General features: G+C 64.2%; 5 protein-coding genes. 4 read left to right on the forward strand and 1 reads right to left on the reverse strand.

All coding sequences use genetic code 11. The features are described from left to right. Nucleotides 1-6 precede the first annotated feature (6 nt). From HZ99_RS00200 to HZ99_RS00215, 4 genes are all read left to right on the forward strand, one after another. Nucleotides 7-12,303: a non-ribosomal peptide synthetase gene (locus HZ99_RS00200; RefSeq protein ID WP_051902959.1), complete on the forward strand. Its 12,297-nt coding sequence runs from the start codon at nucleotides 7-9 to the stop codon at nucleotides 12,301-12,303. Beyond that, a complete protein-coding gene (locus HZ99_RS00205; protein WP_051902960.1) occupies nucleotides 12,296-18,034 on the forward strand; it encodes a non-ribosomal peptide synthetase in 5,739 nt (1,912 codons plus the stop codon). Before HZ99_RS00200 ends, HZ99_RS00205 begins: the two co-directional genes overlap by 8 nt. Continuing rightward, nucleotides 18,031-21,198, forward strand: coding sequence for a non-ribosomal peptide synthetase (locus HZ99_RS00210; protein ID WP_038440402.1), 3,168 nt, complete (start codon nucleotides 18,031-18,033; stop codon nucleotides 21,196-21,198). Before HZ99_RS00205 ends, HZ99_RS00210 begins: the two co-directional genes overlap by 4 nt. Before the next feature lie 268 nt (nucleotides 21,199-21,466). After that, nucleotides 21,467-24,010, forward strand: a complete 2,544-nt coding sequence (locus HZ99_RS00215) for a TonB-dependent siderophore receptor (RefSeq protein WP_051902962.1) — start codon at nucleotides 21,467-21,469, stop codon at nucleotides 24,008-24,010. A 68-nt stretch (nucleotides 24,011-24,078) separates the two neighbouring features. Here the strand turns inward: HZ99_RS00215 and HZ99_RS00220 are convergent, their stop codons facing one another. Then, nucleotides 24,079-25,035: an alpha/beta hydrolase gene (locus HZ99_RS00220; RefSeq protein ID WP_038440404.1), complete on the reverse strand. Its 957-nt coding sequence runs from the start codon at nucleotides 25,033-25,035 to the stop codon at nucleotides 24,079-24,081. Between the last annotated feature and the right edge of the window lie 39 nt (nucleotides 25,036-25,074).

The raw sequence follows: 25,074 nt of genomic DNA on the forward strand, positions 1-25,074 counted from the left end.
CAAGAAATGAACGCTGAAGACTCCTTGAAACTTGCTCGCCGGTTTATCGGGCTGCCCCTGGAAAAACGCCAGATGTTCCTCCAGGCGCTGCAAAAGGAAGGGATCGACTTCTCGCGTTTTCCGATTCCGGCCCAGGTCGAGGCCGAGGATCGCCAAGCGTTGTCCTACGCCCAGCAGCGCATGTGGTTTCTCTGGCAACTGGACCCGGCCAGCGCAGCCTACAACCTGCCGGGAGCGGTGCGCCTCAAGGGTAGGTTGAGCCTGCCGGCTATCGAGCAAGCGTTTGCCAGCCTGATCGCGCGGCATGAGACCCTGCGCACGGTGTTCCAGCGCCAGGCCGATGAGCGCCTGTTGCAAGTGCCCTGCACGCCAGCACTGGCGATTGAGCCCTTGGATCTTTGCAGCTTGCCGCCGGCCGAGCGCGAACAGGCGGTCATGGCCGCCGCCACCGCGCAATCGCTCCAGCCCTTCGACCTGGCCACCGGCCCGCTGCTGCGCGTGCAATTGCTCAAGCTTGCCGAGCAGGAGCATGTGTTGCTGTTGACCCTGCACCACATCGTCTCGGACGGCTGGTCGATGAACGTGCTGATCGACGAGTTCATCCGTTGCTATGACGCCTTCGAGCGCCAGCAGGTGCCGCAGTTGCCGGCGCTGCCGATCCAGTACAGCGACTACGCCCTGTGGCAGCGTCGCTGGCTGGAGGCCGGGGAGCAGGCGCGGCAACTGGATTACTGGCGTGAGCAACTGGGGGATGAGCATCCGGTGCTGGAGTTGCCCCTGGACTTTGCCCGTCCGGCCGTGGCCAGTCACCAGGGCCAGCGCTATGAGTTCGCCGTGCCAGCCTCATTGGCCGACGGCGCGCGCTTGCTGGCGCGCCGGCAGAACGTGTCGTTGTTCACCGTGCTGCTGGCCGCGTTCAAGATCCTGCTGTTTCGCTACACCGGCCAGACCGAATTGCGGGTGGGCGTGCCGATCGCCAACCGGCACCGCGGTGAAACCGAGGGTTTGATCGGCCTGTTCGTCAACACCCAGGTCATGGCCGCTCACGTCGATGGGCAGGCGCGGGCCAGTGATTTGCTGCAGGTGCTCAAGGACGTGATCAACGGCGCCCAGGCCCATCAGGACCTGCCGTTCGAACGCCTGGTGGAGGCCCTCAAGCCGGAGCGCAGCCTGAGCCATACGCCGCTGTTCCAGGTGCTGTACAACCACCAGCCGCAGGTGGCTGATCTTGAAGCGCTGGTGCTGGAGTCCGGCCTGTCCCTGAGCCTGGTGGAGTGGCAAAGCCGCACCACCCAATTCGACCTGAGCCTCGACACCTGGGAGAAGGGCGGCGCCCTGCGGGCGGCGCTGACCTTCGCCACGGACCTGTTCACACCCGCCACCATCGAACGCATGGCCCGCCATTGGCGCCATTTGCTGGGGGGCATGATCGACAACGTGCAGCAGCGTGTGGCCGAGTTGCCAATGCTCGATGCGTCGGACTACCAGCAGCAGATCCATACCTGGAACGCCACTGCCTCGGATTACCCGCAAGAGCGCAGCATTCATCGATTGATCGCCGAGCAGGTGGAGCGTCAGCCGGACGCCCTGGCCCTGACCTATGGCGCCAAGACCCTGAGCTATCGCCAACTGGACGGCCAGGCCAATCAACTGGCGCACACACTGATCGAACTGGGCGTTGGTCCCGAAGTGCGGGTCGGCGTGGCCCTGCAGCGTACCGATGCGTTGGTCGTCGCCTTGCTTGGCGTGCTCAAGGCCGGTGGCGCCTATGTGCCGCTGGACCCGGATTATCCCGCCGACCGCGTTGCCTACATGCTCGAAGACAGTCGCGCCCAGGTGCTGCTGACCGAGGCCGATTTGCTCGCAGGCCTGCCCGAGACCCCGGCGCAGGTGCTGCTGATGGATCAACTGGTCGCTTACCCGGTGACAGCACCGCTCACGGCTGTGGCGCCGGCCAACCTGGCCTATGTGATCTACACCTCCGGCTCCACCGGCAAACCCAAGGGCGTGGCCATTACCCACGGCAACGTACTGGCGCTGATCCACTGGTCGCAGCAGGTCTACAGCCGTGAAGATATCCAGGGCGTGCTGGCTTCCACGTCGGTGTGCTTCGACCTGTCGGTGTGGGAAATCTTCGTCACCCTGGCCAATGGCGGCTCGCTGATCCTTGCCCGCAACGCCTTGGAACTGCCCGACCTGCCGGCCCGCGACCAGGTACGCCTGATCAACACGGTGCCCTCGGCAATCAATGCCTTGCAGCGTGCCGGGCAGATCCCCGAAAGCGTGCGCATCATCAACCTGGCGGGCGAGCCGCTCAAGCAGTCTCTGGTCGACCGTCTCTACCAGCAGCCGTCGATCAAACAGGTCTACGACTTGTACGGCCCGTCCGAAGACACCACCTATTCCACCTGGACGCCCCGCGAAGCCGGGGGCCGGCCGTCTATTGGCCGACCACTGCACAATACCCAGAGTTACCTGCTCGATGCCGACCTGCAGCCCGTCCCCACCGGGGCCGCTGCCGAGCTGCACCTGGCCGGTGCCGGGATCACCCGGGGCTATCTGGGCAAGGCCGCCTTGACCGCAGAGAAATATGTGCCCAATCCGTTCTCCACCACTGGCGAGCGTCTGTACCGCACGGGCGACCTGACCCGTTATCGCGCCGATGGCGTGATCGAGTACGTCGGGCGCATCGACCATCAGGTGAAGATCCGTGGCCTGCGTATCGAACTGGGGGAAATCGAGGCGCGCCTGCTCAGCCACCCGCAGGTCAAGGAAGCGCTGGTGATCGCCCAGGATGGCCGCTTGCTGGTGGCCTATGTGGTGCCGACGGCAATGCCACAGGAGCATGCTGCATTCGAGCAGACCCTGCGCGCGCATCTGGCTGAGACCTTACCCGAATATATGCTGCCGACGGTGACCATGGCCTTGGCGCAGTTCCCCGTCACCCCCAACGGCAAGCTGGACCGCAAGGCCCTGCCGCGGGCCGGCGAGGCCAAGGTGCAGGCGTTCAGCGCGCCACAGGAGCCCCGGCAACGGCTGCTGGCCGGGATCTGGCAGGACATTCTCGGCCAGCCGCAGATTGGCCTGGATGACAACTTCTTCGAGTTGGGCGGCGACTCCATCGTGTCGATCCAGGTGGTCAGCCGCGCCCGCCAGGCCGGCTTGCAACTGGCGCCCAGCGACCTGTTCCGCCACCAGACCCTGCGCAGCCTGGCCGCTGCCGCCCGTGAAGTGTCGACGCTGGCCATCGAGCAAGGCCCGGCCCAGGGGCCGGTGCTGCTGACCCCGGTGCAGCAATGGTTCTTTGCCCAGGAGATTCGCGCACGCCACCACTGGAACCAGTCGCTGCTGCTGACCCCGCGCCAGCCGGTGGAGGTCACCGCACTGACCGTCGCGCTGCAAGCGCTGGTGGCACAACACGATGCCTTGCGCCTGCGTTTCGTCGAGCGCGGGGAGGGCTGGGAACAGGCGCACGCGCACTCTGCAACCGTGGACGTGTGGCAGCGCCAGGCCGCCAGCGTCGAGGCGTTGCGCGAACAATGTGACCTCGCCCAGGCCAGCCTGGACCTGCAACACGGCCCATTGATGCGAGCCTTGCTGGTGGACATGGCCGATGGCAGCCAGCGCCTGTTGCTGGTGCTGCATCACCTGGTGGTGGATGGGGTGTCCTGGCGTGTGCTGTTGGACGATTTGCAGCGCGGTTACGCCCAGGGCGTGGCCGGCGAACCGCTGACCTCGCCACACAAGACCAGCGCCTATCAGCAGTGGGCCGCACGCCTGGACGACTACAGCCGCAGCCTGGCGCTGCTGGCTGAGTTGCCGTACTGGCGCGGGCAGTTGCAGGGCACCGCCAGCGACTTGCCACGGGATAACCCCCAAGGCCGGCAGACCCAGGCAGTGGCCGAGCATATCCGCCTGCGCCTGGACCGCGAACAGACCCGGCAACTGCTGCAACAGGCGCCGGCGGCCTATCGCACCCAGGTCAACGACCTGCTGCTGGCAGCCCTGGCCCGCACGATCTGCCAATGGACCGGCCACCCCTCGGCCTTGATCCAGCTGGAGGGCCATGGTCGCGAAGAGCTGTTCGAGGATATTGACCTGACCCGCACCCTCGGCTGGTTCACCAGCCTGTACCCGTTGCGCCTGACTCCCGGCAACGAATTGGGCGCCACCGTCAAGGCGATCAAGGAACAATTGCGCCAGGTGCCCCGCAAGGGCATTGGCTACGGTGTATTGCGCTACGGCGCAGCCTCTGAAGAATTGGCGGCGCTGGCCCAGCCACGGATCACCTTCAATTACCTGGGGCAATTCGACCAGCAATTTGGCGAAGAAGCCCTGTTCGTGCCAGCCAGCGAAGGCGGCGGCCAGGCCCAGAGCCTGGAGGCGCCGCTGGCCAACTGGCTGAGCGTGGAAGGGCGGGTGTACGCTGGCGAACTGGAACTGGACTGGAGCTTCAGTGGTGAAGTCTATCGCCGCGAGACCATCCAGGCCCTGGTGGATCACTGCGCCCAGACCTTGCATGAACTGATCGAACATTGCCTCGACCCACAACAGGGTGGCGCGACCCCTTCGGACTTCCCCCTGGTCAACCTCGACCAGGCACAACTGGACGGCCTGGGCCTGCCCCTGGCGCAGATCGAGGATCTCTATCCGCTGTCGCCGATGCAGCAGGGCATGCTGTTCCACAGTGCCTTTGACGCCGCCGGCGGGGCTTATATCAACCAACTGCGGTTGACCATCGACGGCTTGGACGTGGAACGGTTCCGTCAAGGCTGGCAAGCCGTGCTGGAGCGCCATGAAGTACTGCGCGCGCGGTTTGTCTGGGAAGGCCAGGCGCAGGCGTTGCAAGCGATCCAGCGCTCGGTGCAACTGCCACTGACGGTGCTGGACTGCGCGCCCGACGACCTCGACCGATTGGCCCTTGAGCAACGCGAGCAAGGCTTTGATCTGCATCAGGCACCCTTGTTGCGCCTGGTCTTGGTACCGCTGGCGGCGCAGTGCTATGAACTGATCTACACCAGCCATCACATCCTGATGGATGGCTGGAGTAACGCGCAGTTGCTTGGTGAAGTCCTGCAACACTACGCCGGGCAGGTACCGGCGCCGGTCACCGGACGCTATACCGACTATGTGGGTTGGCTGCTGGCCCAGGATGCCCATGCCAGCGAACAGTTCTGGAGCGCGCAACTGCACATGCTGCCGGCACCAACCCTGCTTGCCAACGCCCTGCCGGCGCCGCGTGCGGGCAGCGGTCATGCCAGTCACCAGCTGCTGCTGGACGCCAGCACCACCGCACGCCTGGGGGCGTTTGCCCGGCACAACAAAGTCACGTTCAACACCCTGCTGCAAGCGGCATGGGCGATTTTGCTGCAACGTTATTGCGGCCAGTCGAGCGTGGCCTTTGGCGCCACGGTGGCCGGGCGGCCGGCCCATTTGCCGGGGATCGAGCAGCAGGTCGGGCTGTTTATCAATACGCTGCCGATCATTTGCAGCCCGGATGCCACCAGCAGCGTCGCCCATTGGCTGCAACAGGTGCAGGCGCACAGTGTGGTCCTGCGCGAGCATGAACACACACCGCTGTACGACATCCAGCGCTGGGCCGGGCAGCCCGGCAGTGCACTGTTCGATACCTTGCTGGTGTTTGAAAACTACCCGGTGTCCCAGGCCCTGCAAGCCGGTGCCCCGGCCGGCTTGAGCTTTCGCGGGCTGCACAATCACGAACAGACCAGCTATCCGCTGACCCTGGGCATCGAGTTGGGCGAAACCCTGAGCCTGGACTTCAGTTACGCCCGGGCCGACTTCAGCCCGCAGCAGATACACACGCTTGGCACCTGCCTGCTGCAATTGCTTGAGCAATTTGTCGAGGACAACGGCCAGGCACTGGGCAACCTGAGCCTGCGCGCTCCAGCCCTGGAGCAAGCCGCTGTGCAGCCGGCAATTGACCCGCTGCTGGCGCACCAGCGTATCGAACGCCGCGCTGCGGCGACCCCGGATGCCCTGGCCTTGATCTGCGGCGACGAACGCTGGACCTATGCCGAACTCAACGAGCGCGCCAACCGCCTGGCCCATCGCCTGCGCGGGCAGGGGGTAATGCCCGGCCAGCGCGTCGGGCTGGCGGTGCGGCGCGGTGGGGCGATGATTGCCAGCCTGTTGGCGATCCTCAAGGCAGGCGCCGCCTATGTGCCGCTGGACCCCGATTACCCGGCCCAGCGTCTGGCCTACATGATCGATGACAGTGCCATGGACCTGCTGCTGCGCCAGCCCGGCGTGCTCGACGATGTCTTGGCCGAGGCCCGCGTGCCGTGCCTGCTGCTCGACGGGTCGGAGCGCGACTGCCCGTGCACCAACCTCGTCAATCTGGCGCAGGCCGAGCATCTGGCCTATGTGATCTACACCTCCGGTTCCACCGGCCAGCCCAAGGGTGTGTCCATCGCCCATGGCGCGCTGCGCGAATTCTGCACGCTTGCTGCCGAGTACTCGCAACTGACACCTCAGGAGCGGGTGCTGCAATTTGCCACGTTCAGCTTCGACGGTTTTGTCGAACAATGCTTCCCGCCGCTGTGCGAAGGTGCCTGCCTGGTGCTGCGCGGCGATGACACCTGGGACACCGCGACCCTCTACGAGCAGATCATCGAACACGGCGTGACCCTGGCCGACTTGCCGGCGGCGTACTGGTTCCTGCTGGCCCAGGACTGGGCCGCGGCCCCACAGCGCAGTCGCGGGCAGTTGCGCCAGGTGCATGTCGGCGGCGAGGCCATGTCGGTGGAGGGGCTCAGGCTCTGGCACGCCGCCGGCCTTGGCGGCGTGCATTTGCTCAACACCTACGGCCCGACCGAAGCTACGGTGGTGTCCAGCACCCACCTGTGCCAACGGGTGGATGCCGACGGGGCCAATGGCGTACCGATTGGCCGTGCCTTGCCGGGGCGGGCGCTGTATGTGCTCGACCGCGACGCCAACGCGCTGCCCGATGACGTGGTCGGTGAGTTGTGCATCGCCGCCTGCGAGGGGTTGGCCCAGGGGTATCACCAGCGCCCGGCATTGACTGCCGAGCGTTTCATTCCCGACCCATTCGCCGCTGTGGCCGGTAGCCGCGTGTATCGCAGTGGCGACCTGGCACGCCGGGATGAGGCGGGCGTGGTGCATTACTGCGGGCGGATCGACCATCAGGTGAAGATCCGGGGGTTCCGTATCGAACTGGGCGAAATCGAGTCGCGCCTGCTGCAACAGCCCGGTGTGCGTGATGCCGTGGTCCTGGCCCATCAGGGCGCAAGTGCCCAGCAACTGGTGGCCTATATCGTGCCGGTGCAGGCCGAGCCTGAATTGCGCGAGCGCCTCAGAGCCAGTCTCAAGGCGAGCATGCCGGACTACATGGTGCCCACCTACTGGATACTGCTCGACCACTTGCCGCTGACCCCCAACGGCAAGCTCGACCGCAAGGCCCTGCCGGCACCGGACGCCAGCCTGTTGCAACACAGCTACGTGGCTCCGGTCACGGCGTTGCAGCAGCAACTGGCGGGAATCTGGCAAGCCGTGTTGAACCTGCCTCGCGTGGGGCTGAACGACAACTTCTTCGAGCTGGGCGGCGATTCGATCCTGTCGATGCAGGTGGTCAGCCGGGCCCGTCAGGCGGGGCTGCACTTCACTGCCAAGGCCCTGTTCGAGCAGCAGACTATTCAAGGCCTGGCCAACGTGGCCCGCAGCAGTGGCGGCCTGCCGAACATCGATCAGGCGCCGGTGGCCGGCGACATGCCGTTGCTGGCGGTGCAACAGGTGTTCTTTGACGAGGACATTCCCCAGCGCCAGCACTGGAACCAATCCGTGCTGCTGACGCCCCAGCACCCCCTGGACGCTGCACGACTTGCCCAGGCCTTGCAGGCGCTGGTCGCCCATCACGATGCATTGCGCCTGAACTTCCGCCACGATGGCGGGCAGTGGCGCGCAAGCCACGGGCAGGTGTCGACCCCTGAGTTGCTGTGGCAGCACCGGGTCAAGGATGAAACCGAGCTCCAGGCGCTGGCCGATCAGGCCCAGGCCAGCCTGGACCTGCAACAAGGCCCGCTGCTGCGTGCGGTGCTGTTCGACAAGGCCGATGGCAGCCAGCGCTTGCTGGTGGTCATCCATCACCTGGTGGTCGATGGCGTGTCCTGGCGCATCCTCCTGCAAGACCTGCAGGACGCCTACCGCCAGCCTGCCGTGGGCCTGCCGGCCAAGACCACCGCGTTCAAAACCTGGGCCGAGCAACTGCAAGGACTTGCCCGCAGCCCCGCGCTGCAAACCGAGATCGCGTTCTGGCAATCACTGCACGCAACCGACAACCATCTGCCGGGCGCCAAGCCGGGTGCCAGCCTGCGCAGTCGCGATAGCGTTACGCTCGACACCCGCCTGGATGCCGACCTGACCCGGCGCTTGTTGCAGGAGGCTCCCGCGGCCTATCGCACCCAGGTCAATGACCTGCTGCTGACGGCATTGGCGCGGGTTATCACGCGCTGGACCGGGCGCCGTGACGTGCTGATCCAGCTCGAAGGCCATGGCCGTGAGGAGCTGTTCGAGCATCAGGACCTGACCCGCACCGTGGGTTGGTTCACCAGCCTGTTCCCGGTACGCCTGGCACCTGCCGAGGCACTGAGTGACTCGATCAAGCAGGTCAAGGAGCAACTGCGCGCCATTCCCAATCGGGGGGTGGGCTTTGGTGCCTTGCGTTACCTGGGTGAGGCTGGCGTGCAGCAAACCCTGGCGGCACTGCCAGTGCCGCGTATCACGTTCAATTATCTGGGCCAGTTCGACAGCAGCCTTGAAGGCGCGCAAACCGCCTTGTTCGTCCCCAGTGGCGAGCACGCCGGGCTTGAACAGCACCCGGATGCACCGCTGGGCAACTGGCTGACCCTCAACGGCCAGGTGTTCGACGGCGAGTTGTGCCTGGGCTGGACCTTCAGCCAGCAGATGTTCGAGGTCGCGGCCATCCAGGCCCTGGCCGACGCCCTGGCCCTGGAGCTCAAGGCGCTGATTGAACATTGCACGAGCACCGGCCAGCACGGCGTGACCCCCTCGGACTTCCCGTTGGCGGCGCTGACCCAGGGGCAAGTGGATACGCTGGCCGACGCACCTGAAGCCATCGAGGACGTTTATCCACTGTCGGCCATGCAGCAGGGCATGTTGTTCCACAGCCTGCTGGAGCAAGGCGGCGGCGATTATGTCAACCAGATGCAGGTGTCCATTGACGGCCTGGACCCCGAGCGCTTCCGTGCGGCGTGGCAGGCGGTGGTCGATGCGCATCCTGTCCTGCGTACCGCCTTTGCCTGGCAGGGTGGCTTGCAGCAGCCGGTGCAGGTGGTGCACAAACAGCTTGAAGTGCCGTTCAGGGTGCTCGACTGGCGTGAGCGCGCTGATCAACCGGCAACGCTGGAGGCGCTGGCCGCTGCCGAGCTGGCCCAGGGCTTTGACTTGACCCGGCCCGGGCTGTTGCGCCTGGTACTGGTGCGCCTGGATGCGCGTCGTTGCGAGCTGCTCTACACCCACCATCACATCCTGATGGATGGCTGGAGCAACTCCCAACTGTTGGGCGAGGTGCTGCAACGCTATGACGGCCAGGTGCCGACGCCGTCCGTGGGGCGCTATCGCGATTACATCGCCTGGCTGCAACGCCAGGATCAACAGGCCGGCCAACAGTTCTGGAGCGCCAACCTGGCAGTCCTGGAAGAGCCGACCCTGTTGGCCCAGGCGGTCAGTGACCCGGGGCAGGCGCTCGCCAGTGGCCACGGCGATCTTTACCTGAGGCTGGACGCGGAACAAACCCGGCGCCTGGGCGAGTTTGCCCGCCAGCAGAAAGTCACCCCCAACACCCTGGTGCAGGCTGCATGGCTGTTGCTGTTGCAGCGCTATACCGGGCAGGACAGCGTGGCGTTTGGCGCCACGGTCGCCGGGCGTCCGGCGGACCTGGCGGGCATCGAGCAGCAGGTGGGCCTGTTTATCAACACCCTGCCGGTGATCGCCAGCCCGCGTGCCGAGCAAACGGTCAGCCAATGGCTGCACGCTGTGCAGGGGCAAAACCTGGCCCTGCGCGAACATGAGCACACGCCGTTGTTTGATATCCAGCGCTGGGCCGGGCAGAGCGGCGACGCGCTGTTCGACAGCCTGCTGGTCTTTGAAAACTACCCGGTGGCCGAAACCCTCAAGCAGGGTGCGCCCCAGGGGCTGGTGTTCGGTGAGGTGCGCAGTGTCGAGCAGACCAACTACCCGCTGAACCTGCTGGTCAGCCTGGGGGAAACCCTGACGGTGCATTTGCGCTTTTCCCGCGCCCATTTCAGCGTGGGCACCCTCAGTGAGCTCAGCGAGCATTTCAGCCGACTGCTGCTGGGCATGCTCGATCAACCCGAACGAGCACTGGGCGACTTGTCGATGCAAGGTGCGGCCCGCCAGCGACAGGTGGTCGCGCAATGGAATCCGCCGGCGGTCGACTACCCGCGCGAGCAATGCATTCATCAACTGTTCGAGGCCCAGGCCGAGCGGGCCCCCGAAGCCTTGGCGCTGGTATTTGGCCAACAGTCGCTGACCTACGGCGAGCTCAACCACCAGGCCAACCAACTGGCACACCGGCTGCTGGCCGAAGGTGTCGGGCCGGACCGGCTGGTAGGCATCGCGGTGGAGCGCGGCTTGCCGATGATCATCAGCCTGCTGGCGATCCTCAAGGCCGGCGGCGCCTACGTGCCGCTGGACCCGGCATACCCGGCTGATCGCCTGGCGCACATGATGCAAGACAGTGGCCTGCAGTTGCTGATTACCCAGGCGCCGTTGCTCGGTTCGCTGCCGATTCCGGGCGGCGTGCAGGCGCTGGTGCTGGAGGGCGAGGCGGGCTGGTTCGCCGGCTACCCGAGCCACAATCCAGTGGCGTCGGCCGGGCCGGACAACCTGGCCTACGCGATCTACACCTCCGGCTCCACCGGCAAGCCCAAAGGCGTGATGGTGCCCCATGGCGCCCTCGGCAACTTCATTGCGAGCATGGCCCGCGAGCCAGGGCTCGCGGCGGGGGAGCGGATCCTTTCATTGACGACGTTCTCGTTCGATATCTTCGGCCTGGAGATCTACCTGCCGCTGACCGTCGGCGCCTGCGCGGTGCTGGTGGACAAGGACACCACCCTCGACCCCGACGCGATCCTCGCCACCGTCGCGACCCAGCGTGTCAACACCCTGCAAGCCACGCCCTCGACGTGGCGCATGTTGCTCGACAGCCCGCAGGCTGCGGCGTTGCAAGGCTGCACCTTGCTCTGTGGCGGTGAGGCCCTGGCCGATGAGCTGGCGGCGCGCATGCTTGCCCTCGGCGGCACGGTGTGGAACCTCTACGGGCCGACCGAGACCACCATCTGGTCCGCGGCCCATCGCCTCGACGGCCGGCCCTGGCTGGGCCGGCCAATCGACAATACCGCCTTGTATATCCTCAGCCAGGACGGTGCGCTGGCCCCGGTCGGCGTGCCAGGCGAGCTGCTGATTGGCGGTGATGGCCTGGCGCGTGGCTACTTTCAACGCCCGGACCTGACGGCTGAACGTTTCCTGCCAGACCCGTTCGGTGCCCCCGGCCAGCGTCTGTACCGTACCGGCGACCTCGCGCGGTACCGCGCCGAAGGGGTGATCGAATACCTCGGACGCCTGGACCATCAGGTGAAAATCCGTGGCTTTCGTATCGAACTGGGGGAAATCGAGGCGCGCATCCAGGCCCAGGACGCTGTGCGCGAAGCCGCCGTGGTCGCATTGGAGGGCCCCGGCGGGCCGCAACTGGTGGGCTATGTGGTGCTCAGCGAGCCTGCGGAGCACCTCGAACAACAGGTGGCGTTGCGCGAGTCGATCAAGGCGGCCCTCAGGCTGCACCTGGCCGACTACATGGTCCCGGCGCACCTGGTGTTTGTCCCACAGATGCCCCTGACGCCCAACGGCAAACTGGACCGCAAGGCCTTGCCAGCACCGGATGTCAGCCAGATGCAGCAGGCCTATGTGGCGCCGGTTTCGCCGCTTGAGTTGCAACTGGCCGGAATCTGGCAGGACGTGCTCAAGGTCGAGCGCGTGGGGCTTGAAGACAACTTCTTCGACCTGGGCGGGCATTCCCTGCAAGTGGTGGTGATGCTGTCCCGCGTGCGCGCGGTGCTTGGGGTGGACGTGGCGGTGAAGGACTTTTATGCCCAGGGCAGCCTAGGGGCGCTGGCCCAAACGCTGGCCGATGCGGCCCAGGACGATGGCCTGGGAGATGACTTTGACCTGATCTTCGATGCCCTCGATGAGCTGGAGCAGGAAAACCTGGAGGAAAGCAATGCTTAACAAAACGGCGGAACTGGTGGCGCGCATCAAGGACTTGAGCGCACCCAGGCGTGCGCAACTGTTCAGCAAGCTTGAGCAGCAGGGTGTCAATGTGGCGCGCTTCCCCATTGTGCCGGCCAGTGAAACCGGGCCCCAGGTACTGTCGTATGCGCAGCAGCGGCAGTGGTTTCTCTGGCAGTTCGATCCCCAGGGCAGTGCCTACAACATCTGCGCGGCCTTGCGTTTGCAAGGGGAATTGGATATCGGGGCGCTGCAATGCAGCCTGTCGCAGGTGCTGGCGCGCCATGAAGGGTTGCGCGCCGGGTTTGTGCAGCAGGGCGAGCAGGTGCGTTGCCTTCTGCGGCCCATTGAAGCGCTGGAACTGGTGGTGCAGGACGCTGCGCCGGGCGACCCCGAGTGCGTCATCAAGGGGTTTGTCCAGGCGCAGAGCAGCCAGCCGTTCGACCTGGAGCACGATCTGCTGCTGCGTGCCGCCCTGTTGCGCCTGGCGGACGATGAGCATGTGCTGGTACTGACGTTGCATCACATCATCACCGATGGCTGGTCCATGCAGATCATGATTGATGAGCTGCTGGCGCTGTACATCGCCCAGGTCACGGACACGCCTTGTGCATTGCCGGCGCCGGTCATTCAATACGCCGACTATGCGGCCTGGCAGCGGCAATGGCTGGAAGCCGGGGAGGGGCGCCGACAGCTGGATTACTGGCGCGGCAAGCTGGGCAGCGAGCACGTTTTGCTGGCGCTGCCGGTGGATCGTCCGCGCCTGGGACCGCCCGACCAGCACGGGGCGACGCTGGCGCTGGCGTTGGATCGCGCGTTGAGCGATGCCCTCAAGGGCCTGGCGCAGCAGCAAGGCGTGAGCCCGTTCATGTTGTTGCTGGCGTCGTTCCAGGTGCTGTTGCACCGCTACAGCGGCCAATCGGATATCCGTGTCGGTGTACCCACCGCCAACCGCAACCGCGCCGAGACGGAGCGGGTCATCGGCTTTTTCGTCAACACCCAGGTGATGCAGGCCACACTCGACAGCCAGCAGCCGTTTGCCGACTTTGTGCAGACCGTCAAGGCCGCGGCCCACGAAGCCCAGACCTGGCAGGATCTGCCGTTCGAGCAGTTGGTGGAAGCCTTGCAACCCGAGCGCAATAGCCTGCACACGCCGTTGTTCCAGGTCATGTTCAACCACCAGATGGAAGCTGGCCGGTTTGCCGATGGCCAGTCCCTGGGCGGGTTGCGGTGCACCCCAGTCGACTCGGACAACCTCAGTGCGCCGTTTGACCTGACCCTCAACACCTTCGACGGTCCCGCTGGCTTGTCCGCAGCACTGACGTACGCCACCGATATCTTTGACGCCTCCACCGTCGAGCGCATGGCGCGGCACTGGCAGGCGTTGTTGCAGGGTATGGTCGATGACCCCCGGCAGCGCATCGGCCAATTGCCGATGCTCACCGCCGCTGAGCAACGCCTGGCGCTGCACACCTGGAACGCCAGCACCACCGACTACCCCCGCCACAGCGCCATCCATCAGTTGATCGAGGCCCAGGCCGACTGTACTCCGGACGCTGTGGCGCTGGTCTTCGAGACGCAGTCATTGACCTTTGCCCAGCTCAACCAGCAGGCCAACCGCCTGGCCCATCGCCTGATCGAAGCCGGCGTGGGCCCGGATGTGCTGGTGGGCATTGCGGTGCAGCGCAGTGTCGACCTGGTGGTCGGGCTGCTGGCGATTCTCAAGGCCGGTGGCGCGTATATCCCGCTGGACCCGGCGTACCCCGAGGATCGCCTGGCCTACATGATGCAAGACAGCGGCCTGGCCCTGCTGCTGACCCAGGCACCGTTGCTGGCGCGCTTGCCGATCCCGGCCGGGGTCAACGCGCTGGCCCTGGACCAGCCGGGTGCATGGCTCGATGGCTACAGCATCGAAAACCCGCCGCCGCGGACCACGGCTGAACACCTGGCGTATGTGATCTACACCTCCGGCTCCACGGGCAAACCCAAAGGGGTGATGGTGCGCCATGGCGCCCTGACCAATTTCGTGTGCAGCATGGCCCGCCAACCAGGGCTGGACGCCCATGATCGGTTGCTGTCGCTGACCACCTTCTCGTTCGATATTTTCGGCCTGGAAATCTACGGGCCGCTGCGGGTCGGCGCGACCCTGGTGCTGACCGGGCAGGACATCAACCTCGACCCGCAAGCTTTGCTCGCCCTGGTCAAACAGCAGCGCATCAGCGTGTTGCAGGCCACGCCGTCGACCTGGCGCATGCTGCTCGATCATCCCCAGGCCGATGCCCTCATCGGCTGCAAGTTGCTGTGCGGCGGCGAGGCGCTGCCCCTGGAGCTGGCGACCCGCCTTTTGGCCCTATCGCCCCAGGTCTGGAACCTCTACGGGCCGACCGAAACCACCATCTGGTCGGCGCAGTACCCACTCGCGCCAACCCAGCCACAGCCGTGGCTCGGCGGGCCGATTGCCAATACCCGCCTGTATATCCTCGACGATAACCTGGCGCCGGTGGCGGTCGGGGTAGCGGGCGAATTGTTGATTGGCGGCGAAGGCCTGGCACGGGGTTACTTCCAGCGTCCGGCACTCACCGCCGAGCGCTTCCTGCCTGACCCCTTTGGCGCTCCCGGTGCGCGTCTGTACCGCACCGGCGACCTGGCGCGCTATCGCGCAGACGGGGTGATCGAGTACATCGGTCGGGTGGACCACCAGGTGAAAATCCGTGGGTTGCGCATCGAACTGGGAGAGATTGAAGCGCGGCTGCTGGAGCAACCCCAGGTGCGCGAAGCGGCTGTGGTGGTGCGGGACATTGCCGGCCATCCACAGCTGGTGGCGTATGTCGTCGCAGCGCAGGTGGCAGGCGATGAGCAGGCTCTACGTGACGCGTTCAAGCGCCAGCTCAAGGGCGAGCTGCCGGAGTACATGGTGCCCAGCCATTGGGTGTTCCTTGATAGCCTGCCGCTGACCCCCAACGGCAAGCTCGACCGCAAGGTGTTGCCGGCGCCGGATGCCAGCGCCTTGCAGCAGCACTACATCGCGCCGCGCAATGCTCTGGAGCGGCAGATCGCCGAGGTCTGGCAGCAGGTGCTGGGCCTGGCGCAGGTGGGGGTGAGCGACAACTTCTTCGAGCTGGGCGGGCACTCGCTGCTGGCCACCCAAGTGATCGCGCGGCTCAAGCAGACCCTGGCCAGCCGCCCGGGCTTGCGCGACCTGTTCGATGCCCCGGTGCTGGAAGATTTTGCCGCCTTGCTGGCGGGCCGTTCGGTCGCGCAACCGGCGCCGGTCGCCTTGCACGCCCATGGCCCGCGCAGCACTGCGCCCTTGTCCCTGGCCCAACGTCGCCTGTGGGTGGCCGAGCAGTTCTCGGCCGGCAACGGCGCGTATGGCATGCCCTTGGCATTGCGCCTGCGGGGCGAAGTCTCGGTGCCGTTGCTGATCGAAAGCCTCAAGGGCGTGGTGCAACGCCATGAGGTGCTGCGCACGGCCTATGTAGCCGACGATGACGGCGATCCACTGGCGGTGATCGCGCCTGAAGTGACCGTGGATTTCCCGCTGGTCGACCTGTCGCACCTGGACCGTATCGAACAGGAAGCCCAGGTCGCCCAGGCCACGCTGGACAACACCCGACGCCCGATCAACCTGGCGCAGGCGCCATTGTTCCGTGGGCAGATCCTGCGCCTGGGTGCCCATGAACATGTGCTGCTGTATTCGATGCACCACATCATTTCCGATGGTTGGTCGATGGCGGTGTTGGTGGGTGAGCTGGTGCAACACTACGCCGCGCTCAAGCAGGGGCGTGGCATCGACCTGCCGCCGCTGCCCGTGCAATACAGTGACTACGCCCAATGGCAATTGGCGCTGGAACAGGCCGGGGTGTTGCAGCAACAGGCCGGCTACTGGAAGGACGCCCTGGCCGGTCACCCTGGGCAACTGCGGCTACCGACAGACTTTGCGCGGCCGCCGATGCCGTCCTTCGAGGGCTCCAGCGAGTCATTCAGTGTGCCGTCGGCGTTGGGCGAGGCACTGAAAAACCTGTCCGCACGGCAGGGTGTCACGCCTTACACCACGTTGCTGGCCGCGTTCCAGGTGCTGCTGCATCGCCTGGGCGCGAGCGACGACCTGCTGGTGGGCGCCGATGTAGCGGGGCGCCAGCAGGCCGAGCTGGAAGGCTTGATCGGCTTCTTCGTCAATATCCTGCCCCTGCGTTCGCGCTTCGACGCCAAGGCGCGGTTCAGCGATTTCCTCGCCGCTGCCCGGGAAACCACGCTTACGGCCTTCGAGCACCAGGACCTGCCCCTGGACATGATCGCCGAAGCCAGCCACGTGCCGCGCCACAAGGGTTTCAACCCGTTGGTGCAAGTGCTGTTCGTGATGAACAACCTGCCGGTGCACAGCGCGGGCCTGGCGGACATTACCGTGGAAATGGTGCCCAGCCTGGGCGGCTATTCCAAGTTCGACATGGCGCTGTTTATCGACGAAGAGGCTGGACAGTGGCAAGGCACCTGGCAGTACGCCAATGACTTATTCAAACAAGAGCGCATCACCGAACTTGTGAGCGCCTGGATGGGAATTCTTCAACAGATTGTCATGGATCCAGACATCCGATTAGGGGACATCATCATGCCGTCGAACACCGCTGTTGCTCCTGCCGCACCTGCCAGCCCGAAGGCCGACAAGCTGGGCAAGTTCCTCAAGAAACCGTCGGGCCCGGTGGCCCGGGCCCCGCTTGCAGCGATGCGTGAATCGCTGTTGAACGCCGACCAGGTGTTCCCATTGCTGATGGAACCCAACGATCCGGGGCTCGACCTGGTGACGTGGGTCCAGGCCAATCGCGCCCTGGTCGAAGAGAAACTCGCGCGGCATGCGGGGATCCTGTTCCGTGGTTTTGCCATGCGCGATATCCACGATTTCGAGGCCTTTGCCGAAGCGGTCCAGCCGGGCCTGTACGGCCAGTACGGCGACCTGCCGAAGAAAGAGGGCGGCAAGAACACCTACCGCTCCACGCCCTACCCGGAAAAGAAAATGATCCTGTTCCATAACGAGAGCTCGCACCAGGATCGTTGGCCGCGCAAGCAGTTGTTCTTCTGTGAACAACCATCACCCGTGGGTGGGGCCACGCCGGTGGTCGATTGCCGGCAGATGTACCTGCGTTTGCCGCACGCGTTGCGCGACACCTTCGAAAGCAAGGGCCTGCTGTATGTGCGCACCTTCGCCGATAAGCTCGATGTGTCCTGGCAGCATTTCTTCAAGACCCAAGACCGCGCCCAGGTCGAGCAGCGCTGCGCCCTGGCGGGCATCCAGTGGACCTGGCTGGACAACGACGAGCTGCAGATCCGCACCCCGTGCCCGGCGATCATTACCCACCCGACCACCGGCGAGAAAACCTTCTTCAACCAGGTGCAACTGCACCATATCTACTGCCTGGACCCCGATGTGCGCGACGACCTGTTGGGCCTGTTCGGCCCCGAGCGCATGCCGCGCCACGTGTACTACGGCGACGGCAGCCCGATTGAAGACGAGGTGATGCAGCAACTGGGCGAACTCTACGAGGCCTGCGCGGTGCGCTTTGACTGGCGCAAGGGCGATGTGATCCTGCTGGACAACATGCTCGCCGCCCACGCCCGCGATCCCTTTGAAGGCCCGCGCAAGATTGTCGTGGCCATGGGCGAAATGATCGAACGGCGCGACCTGGAGACGGTAGCGCCTTGCACACGGATGCAAACTGAAGGGACTGACGCATGAGTACGCTAAACGATGCAGGCCTGGCGCTGCTCCCGGAGCAGCAACAGCGGGTGCTGGACGCCCAGGACGGCGCGAGCTGGGGTGCGATCGCGCACTTGCTGCATATCCAGATCAACGGCGCGCTTGACGTGCCACGGCTGCAAGCGGCCTTGAGTGGTTTGCGCCAGCGTCACACCGCGTTAGCGGCCCGGTTGGCGACCGCGCCCGGTTACCGTGGCCTGCGGCAGTTCTTTGATGCGGGTGCGGCGAACGTGGCATTGGCGGTGGATGAGTCCAGCGATACCGCGCAGGTCTTGGCGCTGTGGTGCCAGCGCCCGGTGAGCCTGGCGGCCGGGATGTTTTTCGAGGGCCTGTTGCAGCGTATCGACACGCAGCACTGGCAACTGACCCTGGGCCTGGCGGGTTTTGTCGGCGATCAGGCGAGCCTGGGGATCCTCTATCAAGACCTGTGCACCGCCTATGAGCAGGGCAGTTGCAGTGTGGACGAGGAACTGGGGCAGTTTGCCCAGTACCTGGAATGGCACGCAGAAGTGGTGCTGGACGAAGACGCGCACACGGCCAAAGCCTATTGGCAAGCCTACCTGCCGGGAGCGGGCGCGCTGGCGCCAGACTTGCCGGGCCGCTACGCCAATACCGTGCAGGGCAACGCTGCTGCGCAGTCCCTGAGCAGCGACCTCGACCCGGGTGTGTTGGCGCGCCTGGGCTCGCTCGCCACCCAGCACGACACCCAAGTGACCACGCTCTTGCAAGCCGCGTGGTGGGTGCTGCTGGCGCGGATCAGCGGCCGCGAAGGGTTTGTCGCTGGCCTGCGGCATGACGCACGCCAGGACTATGAGTTCTTCGCGCCGACCGTGGGCCTGCTGGAAAGAACCCTGGCGTTGAACCTCAACCTGGCGCCGACGGCCTCGTTCAGCAGCGTATTGACGCAACTGGCGGGCGTGCTGGACAGCCATGGCACCTGGCAGGAGTATGCGCCGCTCGACGCTGGCCTGCCGTTGACCCACGGCTTTGGCGTGCGCCAGCAACCGGCCCCGCGCACGCAGGGCACCAGCGCCTGGCGCTGCGCTTACCGTGCTGATAGTCGGCCGCTGTTCGAACTGGCGTTGATCGTCAGTGTGGAGGAGAGCGGTGCCGTCTGCGGCCTGTCGTTGGACTATGCCGGGGCCGTGTACGGCCAGGCCGCGATGCAGACGCTGCTGGCACAGTATCAAGTGCTGCTGGCCAGTTTGCTGGCGCAGCCGGACGCAGCCATCGCCACCCTGAGTCTTTTGGGTGAGGTGGAACGCCAACGCCTATTGGCCTTGAACCCAGCGCCACAAGTGCTGGAAGAGCGGGTGCTGTTGCCCGAGCATATTCTCACTTGGGCGGAAATCACCCCGGATGCAGTGGCGCTGGTCGCGGGCGATCAGGCATTGACCTATGCCGAGCTGGAGGTCGGCGTGCGTCAACTGGCCAGCCGCCTGCGCGAGCACGGCGTGACTTCGGGGAGCATTGTCGCCCTGGCTTTGCCGCGCGGTGTCGCGCAGGTGCAGACCATTCTCGCCGCCTGGCGCACAGGTGCCGCCTACCTGCCCCTGGACCCAAGCTGGCCGGCGGCGCGCCAGGCCCAACTGGTGGAACAGGCTGGGGCGCAACTGCTCGTCACCCAGGGTACGGCGCTGGCTGGTTTGGGCTGCGCAGTGCTGGACCTCGATCAACCGCTGCAGCAGCCATTGCCGCAAGGGCCCAGCGCCAACCTGCAAGGCCACGATGCGGCTTACGTGCTGTTTACTTCCGGCACCACCGGTGTGCCCAAGGGCGTGGTGGTGGAGCATCGGCAATTGCTCAACTATGTCGCGGGTGCCAGCTGTGAACTGGACCTGGCCGCCTGCCGGCATTTCGCCCAGGGCTCGACGGTCGCTGCAGACCTGGGCAATACCAGCCTGTTCGGCGCGCTGTACAACGGTGCCACCTTGCATATCGCTGATGAAGCCACGATGCAGGACCCGCAGGCCTTTGCAGCATTCATCCAGACCCAGGGCATCGACTGCCTGAAGATCGTCCCGTCCCATCTCGCCGCCTTGCTCGAGGCGCCGCAGCCGCAAGTGCCGGCCACCCTGATCCTCGGCGGCGAAGCAATCGGCCAGGGGGTGGTGGAGCGCATCTTCAACCTGCGCCCCGATTGTCGCCTGTTCAACCACTACGGCCCCAGCGAAACCACTGTCGGCGTCGCTGTGCATGCCATCCGCCCGCAGGACTTGCAGCAACTGGGCGTTCCCCTGACTCGGGTCCTGCCCAACAACCAGCTGTATATCCTCAACGAGGACCAGCAACTGGTGGCCAGCGGTGAACTGGGTGAGCTGTACATCGGCGGGCAGCAGTTGTGCCGTGGCTATCTCAACGACCCGGAGCAGACCGACGCTGCGTTTATCAACAGCCCGTTCGCCCCTGGCGAGCGCCTGTACCGCAGTGGCGACCTGGCCCGCTACCTGCCCCAGGGTGGCATCGTCCTGTATGGCCGGCGCGACCACCAGGTGAAGGTTCGTGGGTTCCGTATCGAGCTGGCGGAGATCGAACAGCAACTGCTGCGCGTGCCGGGTGTGAGCGAAGCCGTGGTGCTGCTGGTGCAGGACGAGCCGGTCGCCTGTGTGCTGCCGAGCCAGGACGCACCTGCCAACTGGCTGCAAACCCTCAAGCAGCAGATGGCCGAGCGCTTGCCGGCGGTGATGGTGCCGCGTCAGTACCAGGTGGTGCAGCACATGCCCCGCCTGGCTAACGGCAAAGTCGACCGCCAGGCCTTGCAGCACCTGGAGCGGGCCGATGAAGACGACAACTTCGTCGAACCCCGGGACGCCCTCGAAGCCTTGCTGGCCAGCCGCATGGCCCAGTTGCTGGGGCGCGAACGCCTCAGTTGCGAGCGTGACTTCTTCGCCGCCGGCGGCCATTCGCTGCTGGTGATCAAGTTGGTGGCGGGGATTCGCAAACTGCTGCACTGCGAAGTCCACCCGGGCATCGTGTTCGACCACCCAAGCCCCGGCGAACTGGCCCAGGCCCTGCGTGCCCGGGAGGACAGCCCTGGCCAACTGGAAAAACTGGCCCAGGCACGCCTGCGCCTGGATGCGATGAGCCCCGAGGAGAAGGCCGCATTGCTGGAGAAGGCGCGCCAGCAGGCAACCACAGGGTGACCCTGCGCGCTGTCTTCTGGTAAACACGACGTGGAATGAAAAGGGACATCGCAAGATGTCCTTTTTTGCTTCTGTTACAAAGTGATTGAGAATCCTTCTAAATTATTTCTATCCCGAACGTTCATTAATGGCTCGATGCCGATTCAAGTCAAAACCGTCCCTCTGCAACAGGGAGTGGGGTCCGGACGGTTTAACTGTATTCAGGTCATTCCGCCCCAAGAGTGGGAGGCCTTCGACATTAATGATCTATCTGGGGCTAAACCAAACAATGAAACGCGAGAGTAAAAGGTTCAGACAAAAACGCTTCAATACTCCCCTTTCTTCCTGCCGCAGTTGCCTGTCGGTGGCGGTCCTGGGGCTGGCTCTCAGTGTCTGTGGCGGGGCTTTCGCCCAGTCCATGCAGGTGAATGTGCCAGCCCAGCCCCTGGACAAGGCCCTGACCGAGCTGGGCAGGCAGACGGGCCTGCAAGTACTGTTTGGGCCTGATATGGTCGCGGGCAAGAAGTCCACTGCCGTCAATGGCAGCCTGGAGCCTGCTGTCGCTCTTGAAGCGCTGCTCAAAGGTGCAGGCCTGATTTTCCGGATTGAAAACAACACGGTCATCCTCAGCCCTGAAAGCGGCGCGAGCGCAGCCCTGGAGCTGGGCGCCACCACCATCCAGGGCCAGGGGATGGGGGAAATGACGGAAAACTCCGGCTCCTACACCAGTGGCCTGGTCAGTGCCGGTTCCAAAACACCCACCAGCCTGAAGGACACGCCGCAGTCAGTGACGGTGATTACCCAACAGCTGCTGGAAGACCGGCGCATTGTTGATTTGTCCGATGCGATGCGACGCGCGCCAGGCATCACTGTAAAAAGCGCCAACTATCGTCTGCCACAGTTCATCTCTCGCGGCTTTCGTATCGATAACATCCAGATTGATGGTACCTCGCCGATGGATATCGGCTCTGGTGTGGGTACGTTCTATGCCAACCAGACCTATGACATGGCCGAGTTTGACCATATCGAAGTGTTGAGGGGGTCGGCAGGGCTGTTTGGTGGTACTGGCGATCCGGGCGGCATTATCAACCTTGTACGAAAACGTCCGCTGGACTTCTTCCAACTCAAGTTCAATACCTCGGCTGGCTCTTGGGACAACTACCGTAGCGAAGTTGATGTAACGGGGCCGATGGCGTTTGACGGCAAGTTGCGGGGGCGTGTCGTGGTGGCCAATACCGATCGCCAGTACTTCATGGATAAGCGCAGTACCGAGAAGCCTTTCATCTATGGGGTGCTTGAGGCGGACGTGACTGATACCGCCAGAGTGACCGTCGGTGGCCGTTACGAGAAGACCCATGAAAATGGCACGGGGGATGGTTTGCCTCGCTTCAGTAGCGGCGAGGATTTGAAGCTCAAGCGCAGCAGTTGGTACACGACCAATTGGGCATATGCCGATGTCAGCACCCAGGAGCTGTTCGCCAAGTACGACCAGGAGCTGTCGGACGACTGGAAACTCAACGTTTCCTTCACCAATACCCTCAACAAATCCGATACCAAAGGTGTGTTTCTATGGGGCGCTCCGGACCCGGTCACCCTTGAAGGCGCCACCTGGGGAGGGAGTTTCGTCAGAAGCTGGAGCGAGCAGTCGTTGTTCGATGCCAACGTTTCCGGAAAATTTACCCTGTTCAATCGTGAGCATGAGCTGTTGGTCGGCGCCGATGCCCAGAAAGTGACCAGTCGCTGGCGCTCGACGTGGGGCATGGCTGGGTTCTATCCGATCGATGTCTACAACCCGGATGTACCGGCTCTGCCACCTTCCAGCATCGGTAGTGCGCTGGAGCGTGACTACAGCCCCAATACGCGCAAGCAATATGGTTTGTACTCGACCTTGCGCCTGCAATTGACTGATCCGCTCAAGTTGATTCTCGGTGCCAGGGTTCAGCGCTACAAGTTTGAACAGACCTACAAGAGCGTCAATGAGAATACGGGCGCATGGGACGTTCAATCCCAGAGCAATCACCGTGAACCGACCAAGTTGGTTCCTTTCGGTGGCTTGGTTTATGCCCTTGATGACCAATGGTCGGCGTACGCCAGCTACTCGGAAATCTTCAAGCCCCAGGCCCAGCAACTGCAAGGCCCAAGTACCTCTGGAAAAGTCCTGGAACCCATGGTCGGCAAGACTTACGAGACCGGTATAAAGGGTGAACTGTACGGTGGGGCGTTGAACGTTTCGGCTGCGTTGTTCTATACCAAACGGGAGAAAGAGGCGATTCAAGACCCGCGGTACGTAGCGGAGTCAGTCTTGTATGGCGGCAGTTGCTGCTACCTGGCCCAGGGCGAAATCATCAGCAAGGGGTTTGAACTTGAAGCCAGCGGTGAGGTGTTGCCTGGATGGATGGTGATGGGTGGCTACACCTTGAACCTTACAGACAATGGGACCAAGGACACTTTCCTCACGACGGTTACACCCAAGCATTTGGCGAAGCTGTGGACGGCGTACACGCTGCCTGATCGCCTTTCCGACTGGAAAGTAGGGGGCGGCGTGAACATCCAGAGCGCCAGCTATGCCAGCGGAACGGCTTACCGGGTTAGAAAAAACCCGGCGGGTAATTTCTACGATACCTACGATGGGCGGCCTTTTGATATGGTTCAGGGCGGCTACGCCGTATGGGACGCCATGGTCGAATACAAAGTCGATGAAAACTGGACCGTTGCCCTTAATGGCAACAACCTGTTTGACCGCAAGTACTTCGAGACCCTGAAGACTTCCGAGTACGGCAACTACTACGGTGAACCGCGCAACTACATGCTGACGGTACGCGGCACGTTCTAGGTTCGCCCCAGGCGCTGCATAAAAAACCACCTCGATCGAGGTGGTTTTTTTGTGCCTGTTCTACTTGATTAAAGCTGTGCCAACCAACTGTCTACGGCGCTGTAAACCCCTGCAATATCCCCAGTGATCCCGGACATGCGCAAAAAGTCATGGGTCAGACCGTTTTGTGTCAGCAAGGTCACTGGGGTGCCTGTGCTTTTCAGGTGTTCTGCATACGCCAGGCCTTCGTCATACAGCGGGTCATATTCGGCCAGGCTGATATAGGCCGGCGCCAGGGCGGTCAGTCCCTGGGCCAGCAAGGGCGAGGTACGCCAGTCGCCACGTTGCTCGGCGTCAGGGGTGTAGTGCCGATAAAACCATTGCAGTGTTTCGCTTTCCAGCAGGAAGCCTTCGGCATAACGCTGGTGAGAGGGGCGGGTACGCTGGGTATCGGCGACCGGGTAGAACAGCAACTGGGCCTGGGGCGTCAGCTCCATCCTCTCTGGCTGTTGCACGGCACTGATGGCCAGGACAGTTGCCAGGGTTGCACCGGCACTGTCGCCGGCGACGGTCACCTGGCGTGAGTCCACCTGTAGCTCGGCCCCCTGATGGGCGAGCCAGTTTGCACTGTCGAGCGCATCATTCACCGCCGTGGGAAAGGGATGTTCAGGCGCCAGGCGATACGCTGGCGCCAGCACTGCGTGACGGCCGCTGGCGGCCAGGCGCCGACAGATCGAGTCATGGGAATCGAGACTGCCGACCACATAGCCGCCGCCATGAAAATACAGGATCACTGGCAGCACACTGTGCTCTGTACCGCTCTTGCGGTAGAGGCGGGCAGCCAGTTGCTGACCGTCGCGAGTCGGGATCTGTAGCGCGCTGACACTGATCGCACCGGGCGGGCTGGGGTCGAGAATCTGCGAGGTCAGATCGAACTCGACACGCGCGGCTTGCGGTGTGAGTTGGTGCATAGGCTGGCTTTTACCGCTAAGGCGGCCCATCTCGGCCAGTTCCAGAAAACCTTCGAGGTCAGGGTCCAGAGGCATTGCGTGTTCCTTGTCAGGTAGTGCCAAACAAAAAACGCC

Source organism: Pseudomonas fluorescens (assembly GCF_000730425.1).
Classification (GTDB): domain Bacteria; phylum Pseudomonadota; class Gammaproteobacteria; order Pseudomonadales; family Pseudomonadaceae; genus Aquipseudomonas; species Aquipseudomonas fluorescens_X.